Below are 14,435 nucleotides of genomic sequence, written 5' to 3'. Positions count from 1 at the left end.
TATTGTTATTAATAGTTATTGGATTAGAGTAATTAAATTTTGCTTGGTTTAATCTTTAATTGGTTTTTGCAGTGTTTCGAGGTAGCGCTCAAGGCTGTATTCGTCGGGATAGAGTACATCACGGGCCTTGCTGCCTTCAAACGGGCCTACAATTCCGGCTGCTTCCAACTGGTCAATAATGCGGCCGGCGCGGTTATAGCCCAGTTTCATTTTGCGTTGGATAAGCGATGTTGAGCCTTGCTGATGCAGTACAATTAAACGTGCAGCTTCTTCAAACATCGGGTCGCGGTCGTCAGGGTCATATTCTTTGGCGCCGCTGCTGGCTTCACCTTCTCCCACATATTCGGGCAGGTACATGGCCGATGGATAGCCTTTCTGGTTGCCGATAAAATCAGATATAGCTTCAACCTCCGGCGTATCCACAAACGCACACTGTAAACGGATCAGGTCGCTACCTGTTGAAAATAGCATATCCCCACGACCGATCAACTGATCAGCGCCGCCGGCATCCAGAATGGTGCGCGAATCGATCTTAGAAAGTACCCTGAAGGCCAGCCTTGACGGGAAGTTGGCTTTGATAGTACCGGTAATGATGTTAACAGAAGGGCGCTGCGTTGCAATAACCAAATGGATCCCCACCGCACGGGCCAGCTGCGCAATACGGGCAATCGGCATTTCCACTTCTTTACCGGCCGTCATCATCAAATCGGCAAACTCGTCAATTACTAAAACTATAAATGGCAGGTAACGGTGTTTTTCAGGGTCGCTGATCTTACGGTTTACAAATTTGGAGTTGTACTCTTTCAGGTTGCGTACCTGCGCGTCTTTCAGCAGGTCATAACGCTGGTCCATTTCAATACAAAGCGAATTGAGCGTATTTACCACCTTTTTGGTATCGGTGATGATGGCATCGCCATCATCAGGCAGTTTAGCCAAAAAGTGCCTTTCTATCTTACGGAAAAGCGTAAGCTCCACCTTTTTAGGGTCAACCAGTACAAATTTGAGTTCGGCAGGGTGTTTTTTATACAGCAGCGATACCAGGATGGCGTTAATACCAACCGATTTACCCTGGCCGGTGGCTCCGGCAACCAGTAAGTGTGGCATCTTGGCCAAATCGGCAATAAATACTTCGTTAGATATGGTTTTACCTAAAGCGATAGGCAGGTCCATCGTGGTATTCTGGTATTTTTCGGTCGATAGGATAGAGCGCATCGAAACCATCTCAGGATTTTGATTAGGCACTTCAATACCGATAGTCCCCTTGCCAGGCATAGGGGCGATGATACGGATGCCCAGTGCAGCTAAACTTAAGGCAATATCATCTTCAAGGTTCTTGATCTTGCTGATCCTCACACCTGGCGCGGGGATGATCTCATATAAGGTAACCGTTGGGCCAATGGTTGCCTTGATCTTATCAATTTCGATATTATAGTGGTTCAGTGTTTCAACAATTTTGTTCTTATTGGCTTCCAGCTCTTCGGCATTAACCGAAATCTTGTTTGAGCCGTGGTTTTCTAATAACTCCAGGTGCGGAAGTTTGTATGAAGCCAGATCGAGCTTGTGGTCATATATACCAAATTTGCTTAGCAGGTCATCCTGTTTGGCTTCATCAGCCTGTTCAACACTTAATTCGGGCAGAGGCCTGTTGGTATCAATGGTGAGCGGGATTTCTTCTTCCTCTTCGGGTTCGTGTTTAATTGTATTTTCAGGACGCAACACCACAGGTTCATGATATCCGGGCATTTGCTCCATAGGAGGGTGCCTAAGCGGTGATGGAGGTATAAGCGGTTCCTGTACCATGGGCTCGGGCATGATGCTGCTTACATGGGTTTCGCGGATGTTGTTATTGCCCCGGGGCCATTCAAGCGGCATTGACGGCTCATCATCAATCAGTTCAACAGGTTCAGGTGCTATCTCATCAACACTCATAGCTGCAACCGGGCGGTTTTTACGCTGGGGTATTTTAAAGTCGATATTATAGGCTATTACCAATACGGTAAGCGCCAAAAACACCAGCAATCCGCCGGTACCCGCTTCACCTATCTGAGCCGCAAGTAAGCGGTTAGTCCAAAAACCGAAACCGCCTTCAAGGTAATGGGGATAATCAATCACAAATGAATGAAAATAAGCTATCGCCACAGAAATAAAGACAATGCTGAATAACGAATATGCAAGTGTTTTACGGATAGAAAATAGCCTCGCTTTAAACAGCAGTCGGTACCCTACAACAAAAAATACAAAAATAAACAGGAATGAAGCTACGCCAAACCATTCATAAATAAACTGATTGGATAATAACGCGCCAAACTTGCCCAGCCAGTTTTGCGCCCTGATGGTCGGGTCGCTCAGGTCGGCAATTTCATGAACCGTAGTGCCCGTCGACAGGTTATGCCAGCCACCGTTTGTTTTAGAAATATAGCTCTGGTCTTCCTGCCAGGTAAACAGGTATGATGTAAAAGCGATGAGGAAAAAAATGGATAATAGCAGTGAAAACAAACCCGCTATTTTAACAGCCTTGCCGTTTTCATAGTCAAAGTCAAAACTGGGCAGTTTAGGTAATTTCCTGCCTGCCACTCGTTCCTTTTCGGCCTTGCCGCCTTGGCGAGGCTGATTTTCTCCCTTGAAATTATTTGATCTAAACTGGTTTCCTTTTGCCGGCATCCTGATGTAACAATCGTTTATGTGCAAACTTACGTAAAATTTCACCTATGTGAACTTTGCAGTTACACCCGGTAAATATTTTATATAAGATTCGTTAACCCGCAAAAAATTACAGGCCGAATGAATATAAAGTTAACAGATTATATAACTTATTGTCAACATTTTTAATTTTTTAGTATAATTGAAAAACAACATTTACCCGTAACATAAACGTAAATTTAACAAAGTGAATATAACAACGCCGTTAATAGTAAACGCTTTACTTAATTAAGTAATGAGCATAGAAAGACTGGAAGAATATATCGCATCCGCCGATTTAGATAGTATCAATACCCTGCTTGGCCGCGACCCTGCGCTGGCTACTCAAAAAACAAGCCTCAGGGTATCGCCGCTTATGCTTTCGTGCTATTATAAAAAGCCGGAGGTTACCGGTTTACTGTTAAATTATGTAAACGATATTAGTTTGTTTGAAGCGGCTGCGGCCGGCAAATTTGATACGGTTGCCCACCTGGTTACTACTAACCCAAATACTCTTGATGATTACGCCGAAGATGGCTTTACTGCTTTAGGGCTTGCCTGTTATTTTGGACAGTTTGATGTTGCGCGCTACCTGGTGCTCAAAGGCGCAAATGTTAACCTGCAATCAAATAATGGTTTCAACGTGTTCCCAATTCATTCGGCGGCGGCAGGTAATTATACTGAGATTGCCCGTATGCTCATTGAAAACGGTGCGAAGGTAAATGTGATACAGCAGGCCGGTGCTACGCCGCTGCATTCGGCCGCGCAAAATGGTAACCTGGAACTCATTATCCTGTTGCTGGAAAACGGTGCCGAGCTTTTTATACGCATGGAAGGTGGCAAACTCCCCGCCGACCTCGCCCGCGAAAAGGGCTTTGAAGAGATAGCCGAAATCTTGAGTTGATGTTTAAACGCTTAATTTTAAATTGGTTAAGTGATAGCTTTTTATCAATGATCTGCGTTTTTTAAGGCTTATCGCATGTTTTTGTGCCGGGTGCTTTTATATATTTGTAATAACCTGAATTATAACAAATGAAAGAAATAGCGCTGCTTATTCACGAAGACATTAATCTTTCAACCATATCGGGCGTATTGGATATGGTGAGACATACTAACCGTTTTTTGGTAGAAAGCGGCAAAACCGAGGCCTTTAGCGTAATGCTTGTAGGTGAAAAAATAAATAATAACCTGCTTTATTTCCCTGCCCAGTTTACCGGTTTTAAAACCATTGATGAGATCAAAGATGTCGACCTGGTAATAGCCCCGGCGTTTTATGGTCCGCCTGATTTGGTGATGCGTAAAAACAAAAACCTGATTGATTTTATAAGGAACATGTACAATAAGGGCGCGGAAGTGGCCAGCCTGTGTTTCGGCAGTTATTTTTTGGCCGAAGCGGGTGTGCTTAACGGCAAACCCTGTACTACACATTGGGTTGCTGTTGATGATATGAAACGCCGCTATCCGGATGTGAATATTTTACCCGATATGGTAACCACCGATGAAGACGGGACTTATACCAGTGGCGGTGCTTTTTCAAGCATGAACCTGATCCTGTACCTGATTGAAAAATATTGCGGCAGGGATACCGGCATTTGGGCCAGCAAAATGTTTTCGCTGGATATTGACCGTACCAGCCAGGCGCACTTTAAAGTGTTTGAAGGGCAGCATCAGCATGAAGATCAGGAAATTATGCGCTCGCAGTTGTTTATCGAAAATAATTATCATCTGCCTATTTCAGTAGAGGAGATTGCCGGACAAACCAATATGAGCAAGCGTAATTTCATTCGCCGGTTTAAAAGCGCCACGCAGAATACACCAATGGAATACCTGCAAAAGGTAAAGATCGAATCGGTAAAAAAAGGATTGGAGAAAACCAATTTCAATATCAGTGAGCTGATGTATAAGGTTGGGTATAATGATTTAAAGACATTCAGAAAGATCTTTAAACGGATAACAGGCTTAACCCCGCAGGACTACAGGAGTAAGTACTGCCGCAGGGCAGTGCTGGAGAATTAAAGATGAAGTATTTAAAATAAAAGACATGTCATTGTGAGTGTTTAAACCCGGAGGCCTCTGAAGGTTAGATGACAAAGAGGGCCTGTCAGTCTGAGCCTGTCGAAGACTCGTGCGCAGAGGCCTGCCCGCCATACTTCGACAGGCTCAGTATGACACCCCCTTTTTTAAGTTGTCATGGGTAGGAGGAATGACGGCTGTGCTTCCGTTCAGTTGCCACGCTTCTTCGCAATGACATGGTTTTATAAGCACTTTTAAACCATTTCTTCTTTTTCGCCCTGCTTCACAGCTTTTTTTTCCTGCTTATTTACCTCTTCTTCAAGCGATTCAAAATAGGCTTTCTTAACCACAGTTGTCATTTTATGATCGCCGGTATGGCTCCAGCCGGGGGGCATTATAATGTACAGAAACTTGTTTTTAATACCGGGTGCCTTGCGTACATCTTTGGCCAGCGCTATGATCTCGCCAAAATAAGCATCCAAAAAGCTGTTTTTAATCATGGGGCGACTGATGCCATATTCAATAGGGATCTTGCGGTCTTCATTTTGGAAGGTGCCGAAAACTTTATCCCATATCGGTAACAGGTTACAGAAATTGGTATCCATATATAATGGATTACGCGCATGATGCACCCTGTGATGCGATGGCGTAAGTACAATTCTGTTCAGGAAGCCAAGACGCCCATCTTCAATAAGGTTTTCACCAATATGGATCATTGATCCCCAAAAGCCATCCACAAACATGATCACAAACAGCATAGGCGGGTTTACACCCAATAAAATACAAATGCTGGTGCGGATGAGATCGGCATAGGGTGCTTCAAGGAAAAAATGGGCGAAAGTAACCGAAAGGTTCATGCTTTCGGGCGCGTGATGGGTTGAGTGGAGGCACCACAGGATCCTCACCTTATGCGCAAGATAGTGATACCAAAAATGTGCAAACTCCCATACTATGTACCCGTAAATAAACCAGTACCAGGTAAACGTTGTTTTAAAAATGGCAAACCTCGAAAAGAAGCCGATACAAAACCCTACCATGGCAATGGAAAGTACGCTGCCTATAAAAGCATTTAGCACATATGTCCAAAAAGAGATCTTGTAATGGATCACCTTGAATTTTTTATAGAAAGCCCCCCTAATGATCTCAAACACCAGCAATACGGGTAGCATAGGGCCTAATAAGGCTGTAATACCATCATAAGTAAGCAGTTTGCCATAATCGCCCGATTTGATGACGGCATACAATCCGCCGAGGCCAAAAAATCCTGTAATATGCTCGTATATCGCTTTTAAAAAATCCATATCGAAAATTAGGTTTACCGGTAAAAGGTTTTATTCAAATTTAGGAAAATTTATTTGTATATATGTAGGTACATGTAAATTCTTTCAAAAAGTATTAACATCACACATGACGGCTGACCTGCCTGCGACCTTCGTTTTTTTTATTATCAATGATAAATTAGCTTATTAAAAAAGTGAAAAGAAATGAGGGAGCATCAAATAAAAAGGGTAACGAGCGTAGTGATGTCAGGAGTGAGTAACTCTGCATCAATCCTGAAACAATCCATTAACAGCAAGGTTATTTCTCTAAATTTACCTCAAAAAACCATCTGATATGAAATTATTTAACCGTGCTTTTATATTATTTTTAGTGTGTATGACCCGGTATAGTTTAGTTAACGCCCAATCAACACCTATGACCCAAACTTCTGCCAGCAATCCACTACAAAACAACCGGATCAAAATTGATTCCATCGATAAAAAAATTATAGCCTTACTGGGTGAACGCGAGAGGGTAGTAAAAGAGATAGGCATTTACAAAGCAAAAAACAATATACCGGCCCTCCAGGCCGACCGTTTTAAACAGGTACTGGAAAAAACTGTCGAAGCCGGAAAACAGGAAGGGCTCTCCGCCACATTCATTACCGAACTTATGAACGCTATCCATAAAGAAAGCCTGCGCATTGAGGAAGAAATTAAGGCTCAAAAACAATAGCCGGTGTAAAAAATACACTATAATTTAAAATGTATTTTAGCGCATCAAATTTGTAAGTAATTTCCGTATGAGTTATCGTTCAATGTACTTATTATCAATTGATTAAACTAAGATAAAATTTGGTATTAAGGCGTATCAATTTGCCCGGCACGACCTTTTGAGGCGATAATTTATATCGGGTTTTTTGCTTTTTTTTAATTAAGTTTAATAAATTTGACAACTCCGGTTAGCCACAGTCCAGGCTTGTAACCAAGCCGGTAAGCCTATTAATTAAACTCATGCAAAAAAAGTATTTAATTGCCTGTTTGATCGCGGGCGGATTATTAAAGATTGGCTTTGTCAGGGCCCAGGGTAAAGCGCCTTATTCGGTAATGGGTAGATCGGTCAAGGTGATTGTCTCTGAGCAAAAGGCCGGGTATAAATTTAAAGAAACCGAAACCCTGAAGTTTGCAGATAAGCCTCAACCTGCAGAAACAGAGGTGGCAGTTTTTATTGATCCGGCCAAAACATTCCAAACGATGATAGGAATTGGTGGTGCGCTTACAGATGCGGCAGCCGAAACCTATGCTAAACTGCCAAAAGATAAACAAAAAGAATTTTTAACTGCTTGCTATAATAAAGCCAAAGGCATTGGTTACTCCTTTGGCCGCACCAATATTCAAAGCTGTGATTTTTCGAGCGATAGCTACAGCTATGTAAAAGATGGTGATAAGGACTTAAAAACCTTTGATATCAGTCATGATAAAACCTACCGGATTCCTTTTATTAAAGCGGCCGCAGCGGCTGCGGGAGGTAAACTGACCATGTTTGTATCACCCTGGAGCCCTCCCGCTTTTATGAAAGATAATAACGATGTACTGCATGGAGGTAAGCTCAAAAAGGAATTTGATCAAAGCTGGGCCAACTTTTACGTTAAGTTTATTAAAGCTTATGAAAAAGAAGGTGTCCCTATATGGGGTCTTTCGGTACAAAACGAACCGATGGCTAAGCAAACATGGGAATCATGCATGTATACTGCCGAAGAGGAGCGTGATTTTGTAAAGAACTTTTTGGGCCCAACCTTGCAAAAAGAAGGCTTGGCCAATAAAAAACTGATAGTTTGGGACCATAACCGAGATTTGCTTTACCAGCGCGCCAGTACTATCCTGGAAGATCCGGCAGCGGCCAAATACATCTGGGGTATCGGTTTCCATTGGTATGAAACCTGGACCGGGGCAGGCCAAAATTTTGAAGCCACCCGTCGTACCCATGAAGCATTCCCAGGCAAAAACCTGGTATTTACCGAAGGGTGTATCGAAAAATTTGATTTCAACAAGATCAATGACTGGTCGCTTGGTGAACGTTACGGCCTTTCAATGATCAATGACTTTAATGCCGGTACCGTAGCCTGGACCGACTGGAACGTATTGCTTGATGAAAAAGGCGGGCCAAATCACGTAGGCAACTTTTGCTTTGCCCCGGTACATGCCGACTTGCGCAACGGAAGCCTCATCTACACCAGTTCATACTATTACATAGGCCATTTCTCTAAATATATTCACCCCGGTGCAAAACGCATTAGCGCGGTAGCCAGCAGGGATAAGCTGTTAACAACCGCTTACCAAAACCCCGATGGCTCAATTGCAGTGGTGGTAATGAACAAAACCGACGAAAAAATAGATTACAGCCTTTGGATTAAAGGAAAAGCGGCAGGCACTATTGCCCTGCCGCACTCAATTGCTACACTTATAGTGAAGTGATCTTTATAAAAATCTTTAGTTTAATCAATCAACTAAATCTCTGGTATGGTGGGTCATTTATGATCCACCATTATCATTACCGGGAAGTGGTCGCTGGGCTCCTTAGCCTCATATTTATCCGATCCTTTAGCCTTTGCCCTGTAGGTATCTGTTAAGATCCCGTATCTCTTTACCGTAAAATCTTTGGTTACAAAAATATGATCGATACGGCCGCTGGTTTTACCATTAGCATCAAAATCATTAAAAGTACCATTGGTAGCATATTTTATGGGCGATAGCTCATAGCTATCCTTCAGCGTCCCCGAGTTATTGATTACCGCGTAGCTGTCAGACGTTTGATCAACATTAAAATCGCCTGATAGAATAGCAGGGGAGCTACCACCTAAGTCTTTCACTTTTTTCAATACCAGCTTTGCGCTTTCGCGGCGGGCAACAACACCTATATGGTCCATATGCAGGTTAAAATAGTAAAACTTGTAACCGGTTTTTATCTCCTGGAAATATCCCCATGAGCAGATCCTTGGAAGTGCGGCATCCCAGCCTTTGTTGGGCCTGTCGGTAATCGGCGCCATCCAGAAATCGCCATGTTTCAACAGTCTAAATTTGTCCTTTTTGTAAAATATAGCCGAGAACTCGCCGGCAGTTTTACCATCATCCCGGCCTATGCCGGTATAAGCGTACTGGGGCATGGCCTGTTTTAAACCATTAAGCTGGTGTACCAACCCCTCCTGGGTGCCAAAAATATCCCAGTCATGAAAGTGGATAAGCTGTGTTATAACCGGCAGCCGCTGTTTCCAGCCATTACCTCGTACAGAATCATCATTTGTAGCATTATCATTACGTAAATTATACGTGGCAATAGTAAGCTGATGCTGGCCATAACTTGCTGAAACAGAAAGTATAGCCGTAAATAACAAAGAAAGTAGTTTTTTCATAGTAATATTTAGATAAGATGCCAGCGGCACTTGAACAAAGTTAAATTAAGTTACACGCTGAAGAGTATTTAACCGGCGAAAACTTACGAGGCTTCAAAATTTTGTAAGCCAGGAGTAATTCTATTCAGAATTTAGAGAAACATGCAAGGAGGCCGGGAACAAGCTTAGCTTCGCATTGGCGGTATCGGTACTATCCCGAACATTGGCTGGTGTGTTTACTCAAACACTACCGTTTTGTTCTTATAAACAAATACCCGGTCTTCAAAAACAAGCTTCAGAGCCTTGGCTAATACGGCAGTTTCCACTTCCTGGCCGGCTTTTACCATGTCTGTCCAGCTATATGAGTGATTTACCGGAACAATTTGCTGAGCGATGATCGGCCCTTCGTCCAACTCATTTGATACGTAGTGCGCCGTTGCCCCTATGAGTTTCACACCCCGTTCAAACGCCTGCTTATAGGGATTGGCACCTATAAACGCCGGTAAAAACGAGTGATGGATATTAATGATCTTCATAGGAAATTCAGCCACAAACAAGGGCGACAGGATCCGCATAAATTTAGCCAATACCACGTAATCAGGAGTATATTGTTTAATGGCACCGATCACCTTTTGTTCAAATTCGGCCTTGTTTACCTGCTCATGGCTGATATGATAAAAAGGAATGTCAAATCGCTCGCATATGTTTTGCAGCTTGGCGTGATTACCAATAACGCATTGCACGCTTGCACCCAGGGTATTAAAGTGGTTACGCACCAGGATATCGCTCAGGCAATGATACTCTTTGGTAACCAGTACAACCACCTTCTTTACAGGCTCAGGGTTTACTGAAATATAAGCCCCTTCGGGTAGTATCTTACGTAATGAATCTTCGAGGCCGGCGTCATCGCCTTGTTCAACTTCCAGGCGCGTAAAAAAAACATTTTCGTTATGATCAACATGCTCACGCATGGAAACTATATTGAGCAGGTGTTTAGCTAATGTTGCAGATATGGCCGCTACAAGGCCCACTTTGTCTTTACACTGTATTACAATAATCATGGTTTAATGATACAAAGAATTTTGCTGAATATACAACAGGCATTTCCCTTTAAATTATTTTACAACTTATTGTAGCAAAGCCATGTGCTGTACCGTAAGGTATCTTATAAACCCACAATTATGAAAATTATCCTGTTGGCAGCATCCGTAATTTTATTAGGTAGTATAACCGCCTGTAATAAAGGCGACCTTCCTGGGCCGGGCAGCAGCAGTATAGTTGGCAAATGGCGCTGGGTAAAATCAGTTGGCGGTATTGGCGGCTTTACCGTTACGCCACAAAGCAGCGGCTACAATATTCGAAGTGAATTTTATCCTGATAGCAGTTTCAAAAGGTTCCAAAACGACGTGCTGCAGATCAGCGGCAATTTCCGCACTACTCCAAACTATCAATATAGCCCGACAGAAAAGACAGACATATTATTGATTTCCGGGCCTACGCTTGATACGCGCCCGGTTTCATACCTCATCAGGCACGATACGCTTTACCTGAATGAAATTTATATAGCCGATGGGTATAATGAGGTATACGTACGGATGAAATAATTGCTGTTACTTATCCTGGCATCGCTGTGCTCATTGCCTCCTCTCTAAATACGCATAAAGAGAGGAGGGTATTTTTTCTTACCCTCTTTGCAAAGCAGAGAGGGATACTGACGGGGTGAGTAAACTGTAAGCTACGCTTACCCTATATAATAATTATTTAGCGTAATGCCCTATCTTCATCATATCCCGTACGGCGCTTGCTAATGAGGTCTTCTCATTATTATCAAGTTCCTTTTTCTTTTCGCCGTCATTAAACTGATAGGTAATACGCCCGTTATAATCGCTTTCGGCACTTATTTCAAAGTCATTATTTCTGTATCTCACTCTCCCATTGGGCGAGATCCTGCTGATGCCCGTGCTATCAGCGGTAAAATACACGTGCCCCCAGTATTCAATCCGTCTTTCTCTGCCATTGCCATTTTCAGAAATTACTGTATGCCTTCCACCTATGTGGCAGGCATCTAACAAGGCTATCAAACCTATGACAACCAATACATAACCTAATAATTTTTTCATGTTGTTGTTTTTTTAATGTGATTATTTTAATTGATGCTGCTCTTTGATATTGAGCAGTTTTATAAAGCAGGAGCCGAGCGATACAAACCAAACCGACCAACCCAGGTGGGCCAATCTTTGAATAAGCCCGGTATAATTGTTTTGAATGGTAGCCGAAGGAATGAAGCGGATAAAGATGAGCAGCATAATACCCAGGCTTAATAGCGAAAGCTTCCTGATCTGTCTAAACTCCTCTCTCCGCCATAAAATAGCGGAAAGCAGCGCACCTGCGTAAAGCAGTAAAAACACCGGCCCGGATGCCGAATGCAGCGGGTTGCCTGCATGAAATATAGCCGCCCAGCCAAACATGATAGGGAAACCTATCACCCCAAACACCGGCAGGATATTGAGCCCCAATTGACTGCAAGCAATAAACAGGCCCGCCATAAAAAACACGCTGAGCACTGTATTGAGCAGCGTAAATGTTTCCATCAGCGTTTCAGATTTTGTGCCGATAGCGCCCAACTCACTGATTGTATTGCTGAAATGATTGTAGTTGCCATGCACAAACCCGCAAACAATGGTTGAAAGCCAAAATACAATGGGAATAATGATGCCGGTATGGAGTAGCGGTTTAGTGTTCATTTTAATAATATTCAACTTGTTTTTCTTTCGATTAAAACAAAGTTAATATTAAACATGGTACTATACAATACATAGTACTATATTTTTTATTTTATTTTTTCAAGACTGTTTAATGGCTTCGCCAACATGTGTTAGTTTAAAAATGGATTGACGAAAGCCTGAATTGATTTAGATGCACTTCGCTCTTGTCAGGCAGGGAGGCAATACAGCATAGGATCACAGAGATGAAACAGATGCCGGTTATACCATACTTTTATTCACCATTACAAAAATGTGCTAACTTCGCGGCATGTATCAGTTGATAAAACCCATCCTGTTTAAGTTCGATCCGGAAAATGTGCATTACTTTGTTACCCGCAACCTCAAGCGCTTTAATCGTTTTCCGGGCGGTGCGTTGTTAAGTAAAGCGATGTGGGATGTAAAAGATCCGAAGCTTGAACGCGAGGTTTTGGGTCTGAAGTTCAGGAACCCGGTTGGCCTAGCCGCGGGTTTTGATAAAAACGCCGAAATGATGGGCGAAATGGCCAACCTTGGTTTTGGTTTTGTTGAGATTGGCACTGTTACACCGCTGCCGCAACCTGGTAACGAAAAGCCACGCATGTTTCGCCTGCCGGAAGATAGCGCGCTCATTAACCGCATGGGGTTTAATAATTTTGGTGTAGACATAGCTGCCGAACGAATCGCAGCTTTCAGGCGCGATCAGAAAAATATCAACAAACAACTGATCATTGGCGGCAACATTGGTAAAAACAAGGTTACCCCTAATGAGGATGCTGTTAACGACTACATTAAATGCTTTGACCGCCTGTTTGATGTAGTTGATTATTTTGTAGTAAACGTAAGTTCACCCAATACCCCGGGCTTGCGTGCCCTGCAGGAAAAGGGGCCTCTGATGGAAATTTTGAACACATTGCAGCAACGCAATGGTAAAAATGGTATCAGCAGACCTATTCTGCTAAAAATAGCGCCTGATTTAACTGATTCCCAACTGGACGATATTGTTGACATCGTACAGCAAACAGGTATAGCTGGGGTAATAGCCACTAATACTACTATCAGCCGGGAAAACCTTTCATCGCCGTTAAAAGAAGAAACCGGCGGGTTGAGCGGTAAACCGCTTACCAAACGCTCAACAGAAGTGATTGCATATCTGCATAAAAAATCTAACGGGTCGTTCCCCATTATCGGAGTAGGAGGGATTCACTCTGCGGAGGATGCCATTGAGAAATTAAACGCGGGTGCTTCATTGGTACAATTGTATACCGGTTTTATTTATGAAGGGCCGGGGTTGATTGGCAGGATCAATAAAAAAATTCTGAACCATGATTCTTAGAATTTAAGGATTGTCGGAGTTTACCTTTGAAGCGTGCTCGTCAGAACACGGGCTTGGAATATTTTTATATAACTGTAATCTATAATTGTTTCCCATCTTTTGTGATATAAACGCTGGACAGGTTCTCCCAATTGCTTTTGATCTTATTGTATAGATCAATGCTTACCGAACTGCTGATGTATACCGCATTTACCCTGTTCGGATCTTTGTATGCATTTTCTAATTGCTGAATGGTTATACCGGCTAATACCTTGTTCAGCTCAAAATTAAAAAACATGTTGTAAGTTGAGCTTTTTTCGACAACTACATTATTAACATTAAGGTTAACATTAAATAAATCCGAATTTCCGATATACAAAGAAGTAAGGATGCCTTTGGAATTGGTAAAGGTTCCGTGTAATTCAAAGGTAAGGTCCGAATGCTGGGATTTTCTCATCAGTAATCTTGATTTAACGTCTTTATAGGAGCCTACCGGCAGTTGAATATCACCAACATAAGGATTGGATGAGAGCATATCGACCTTTTTTTGAACGGTAATTGTTGAATCTACAGTGCCATTTCCCATGGATCCGTTAAAGCTAATCTGGTCAATAAAAATAGTAGCTGAATTCCACGTAACTGCGGGGCTAATAGCAGATGAGTCCACAGTAGCATTCAATTTTAGGAACTTATTTTCCAATGAGGATTTTGCTCCATTAATTGTTTTAGCCTGGGCAAAATAAGAAATTTTGGTTGATCCTGTTTGTGTGGCTTTATCGGAGTTTTTATCTTTTTGACATGAGATAGTCAGTGCAGAAGCGGCAATTATAATAGTATATAAGTACTTTTTCATTATGCGATAAGTTAAGTAGAGTTAAAGATAAAAAGCTTTTTGGATGTTTTATACAGATGATAAAAATTGAACATTATGATTAGAAATATGCAATGTCCTGTCTCTATACTCCCATTGTAATTAGATTGCAAAATCATAATACAAAAAAAGTCCTGCCGGAAACCGGCAGGACTTTAAAGTCTTTTC

13 protein-coding genes are annotated in these 14,435 nt (G+C 42.4%); 6 read left to right on the top strand and 7 right to left on the bottom strand.

Features of this window, described 5'->3' with window-relative positions; translation table 11 throughout:
• Positions 1-48: 48 nt before the first annotated feature.
• Complete coding sequence (locus BLP33_RS11145) at positions 49-2,661, bottom strand: FtsK/SpoIIIE family DNA translocase (RefSeq protein ID WP_090527808.1); 2,613 nt, start codon at positions 2,659-2,661, stop codon at positions 49-51.
• 274 nt (positions 2,662-2,935) lie between these two features.
• On the opposite strand from BLP33_RS11145, the gene BLP33_RS11140 reads away from it, so the two are divergent.
• On the top strand, positions 2,936-3,583 hold the full coding sequence (locus BLP33_RS11140; protein WP_090527806.1) for an ankyrin repeat domain-containing protein: 648 nt from the start codon (positions 2,936-2,938) through the stop codon (positions 3,581-3,583).
• A 128-nt stretch (positions 3,584-3,711) separates the two neighbouring features.
• Positions 3,712-4,695 (top strand): GlxA family transcriptional regulator, encoded by a 984-nt coding sequence (locus BLP33_RS11135; RefSeq protein WP_090527803.1) that lies wholly within the window; start codon positions 3,712-3,714, stop codon positions 4,693-4,695.
• A gap of 251 nt (positions 4,696-4,946) precedes the next feature.
• Here the strand turns inward: BLP33_RS11135 and BLP33_RS11130 are convergent, their stop codons facing one another.
• Positions 4,947-5,993, bottom strand: a complete 1,047-nt coding sequence (locus tag BLP33_RS11130; protein WP_090527800.1) for a sterol desaturase family protein — start codon at positions 5,991-5,993, stop codon at positions 4,947-4,949.
• 313 nt (positions 5,994-6,306) lie between these two features.
• Here BLP33_RS11130 and BLP33_RS11125 point away from each other — a divergent pair, with 313 nt between their 5' ends.
• Entirely contained in the window at positions 6,307-6,687 is a 381-nt protein-coding gene (locus BLP33_RS11125; protein ID WP_090527797.1) for a chorismate mutase, read from the top strand.
• A 278-nt stretch (positions 6,688-6,965) separates the two neighbouring features.
• Positions 6,966-8,426 (top strand): glycoside hydrolase family 30 protein, encoded by a 1,461-nt coding sequence (locus tag BLP33_RS11120; RefSeq protein ID WP_090527794.1) that lies wholly within the window; start codon positions 6,966-6,968, stop codon positions 8,424-8,426.
• 53 nt (positions 8,427-8,479) lie between these two features.
• Here BLP33_RS11120 and BLP33_RS11115 read toward each other — a convergent pair whose 3' ends face one another.
• Both BLP33_RS11115 and purU read right to left on the bottom strand, forming a co-directional pair.
• Entirely contained in the window at positions 8,480-9,361 is an 882-nt protein-coding gene (locus BLP33_RS11115; RefSeq protein ID WP_090527791.1) for an endonuclease/exonuclease/phosphatase family protein, read from the bottom strand.
• 215 nt (positions 9,362-9,576) lie between these two features.
• Positions 9,577-10,401 carry a formyltetrahydrofolate deformylase gene (gene purU / locus BLP33_RS11110; RefSeq protein WP_090527788.1) on the bottom strand — a complete coding sequence of 275 codons (825 nt, stop codon included), beginning with the start codon at positions 10,399-10,401 and terminating at the stop codon, positions 9,577-9,579.
• Positions 10,402-10,521: 120 nt separating this feature from the next.
• On the opposite strand from purU, the gene BLP33_RS11105 reads away from it, so the two are divergent.
• Positions 10,522-10,944, top strand: coding sequence for a phage tail tape measure protein (locus tag BLP33_RS11105; RefSeq protein WP_139159974.1), 423 nt, complete (start codon positions 10,522-10,524; stop codon positions 10,942-10,944).
• A 153-nt stretch (positions 10,945-11,097) separates the two neighbouring features.
• Here the strand turns inward: BLP33_RS11105 and BLP33_RS11100 are convergent, their stop codons facing one another.
• Both BLP33_RS11100 and BLP33_RS11095 read right to left on the bottom strand, forming a co-directional pair.
• Positions 11,098-11,460, bottom strand: coding sequence for a hypothetical protein (locus BLP33_RS11100; protein ID WP_090527781.1), 363 nt, complete (start codon positions 11,458-11,460; stop codon positions 11,098-11,100).
• Between the two features lie 21 nt (positions 11,461-11,481).
• Entirely contained in the window at positions 11,482-12,084 is a 603-nt protein-coding gene (locus BLP33_RS11095) for a DUF998 domain-containing protein (RefSeq protein ID WP_090527779.1), read from the bottom strand.
• 289 nt (positions 12,085-12,373) lie between these two features.
• Between BLP33_RS11095 and BLP33_RS11090 the strand changes: the two genes are divergently transcribed.
• Positions 12,374-13,417 (top strand): quinone-dependent dihydroorotate dehydrogenase, encoded by a 1,044-nt coding sequence (locus BLP33_RS11090; protein ID WP_090527776.1) that lies wholly within the window; start codon positions 12,374-12,376, stop codon positions 13,415-13,417.
• A gap of 79 nt (positions 13,418-13,496) precedes the next feature.
• On the opposite strand, the gene BLP33_RS11085 is transcribed toward BLP33_RS11090, so the two are convergent.
• The gene (locus BLP33_RS11085) at positions 13,497-14,249 is read right to left on the bottom strand and encodes a hypothetical protein (protein ID WP_090527773.1); all 753 of its coding nucleotides are present in this window, start codon (positions 14,247-14,249) and stop codon (positions 13,497-13,499) included.
• Positions 14,250-14,435: the final 186 nt, after the last annotated feature.

The organism is Mucilaginibacter sp. NFR10 (genome assembly GCF_900100445.1).
Taxonomy (GTDB): Bacteria; Bacteroidota; Bacteroidia; order Sphingobacteriales; family Sphingobacteriaceae; genus Mucilaginibacter; species Mucilaginibacter rubeus.
This window is presented reverse-complemented; position numbering and strand designations above follow the sequence as displayed.

Excerpts from the sequence above, each read along its gene's own strand:
- BLP33_RS11085 (WP_090527773.1), bottom strand. The coding sequence starts at position 14,249 with ATGAAAAAGTACTTATATACTATTATAATTGCCGCTTCTGCACTGACT.
- BLP33_RS11100 (WP_090527781.1), bottom strand. The coding sequence starts at position 11,460 with ATGAAAAAATTATTAGGTTATGTATTGGTTGTCATAGGTTTGATAGCC.
- BLP33_RS11140 (WP_090527806.1), top strand. The coding sequence starts at position 2,936 with ATGAGCATAGAAAGACTGGAAGAATATATCGCATCCGCCGATTTAGAT.
- BLP33_RS11090 (WP_090527776.1), top strand. The coding sequence starts at position 12,374 with ATGTATCAGTTGATAAAACCCATCCTGTTTAAGTTCGATCCGGAAAAT.
- BLP33_RS11135 (WP_090527803.1), top strand. The coding sequence starts at position 3,712 with ATGAAAGAAATAGCGCTGCTTATTCACGAAGACATTAATCTTTCAACC.
- BLP33_RS11120 (WP_090527794.1), top strand. The coding sequence starts at position 6,966 with ATGCAAAAAAAGTATTTAATTGCCTGTTTGATCGCGGGCGGATTATTA.
- BLP33_RS11105 (WP_139159974.1), top strand. The coding sequence starts at position 10,522 with ATGAAAATTATCCTGTTGGCAGCATCCGTAATTTTATTAGGTAGTATA.
- BLP33_RS11095 (WP_090527779.1), bottom strand. The coding sequence starts at position 12,084 with ATGAACACTAAACCGCTACTCCATACCGGCATCATTATTCCCATTGTA.
- BLP33_RS11145 (WP_090527808.1), bottom strand. The coding sequence starts at position 2,661 with ATGCCGGCAAAAGGAAACCAGTTTAGATCAAATAATTTCAAGGGAGAA.
- BLP33_RS11130 (WP_090527800.1), bottom strand. The coding sequence starts at position 5,993 with ATGGATTTTTTAAAAGCGATATACGAGCATATTACAGGATTTTTTGGC.
- purU (WP_090527788.1), bottom strand. The coding sequence starts at position 10,401 with ATGATTATTGTAATACAGTGTAAAGACAAAGTGGGCCTTGTAGCGGCC.
- BLP33_RS11125 (WP_090527797.1), top strand. The coding sequence starts at position 6,307 with ATGAAATTATTTAACCGTGCTTTTATATTATTTTTAGTGTGTATGACC.
- BLP33_RS11115 (WP_090527791.1), bottom strand. The coding sequence starts at position 9,361 with ATGAAAAAACTACTTTCTTTGTTATTTACGGCTATACTTTCTGTTTCA.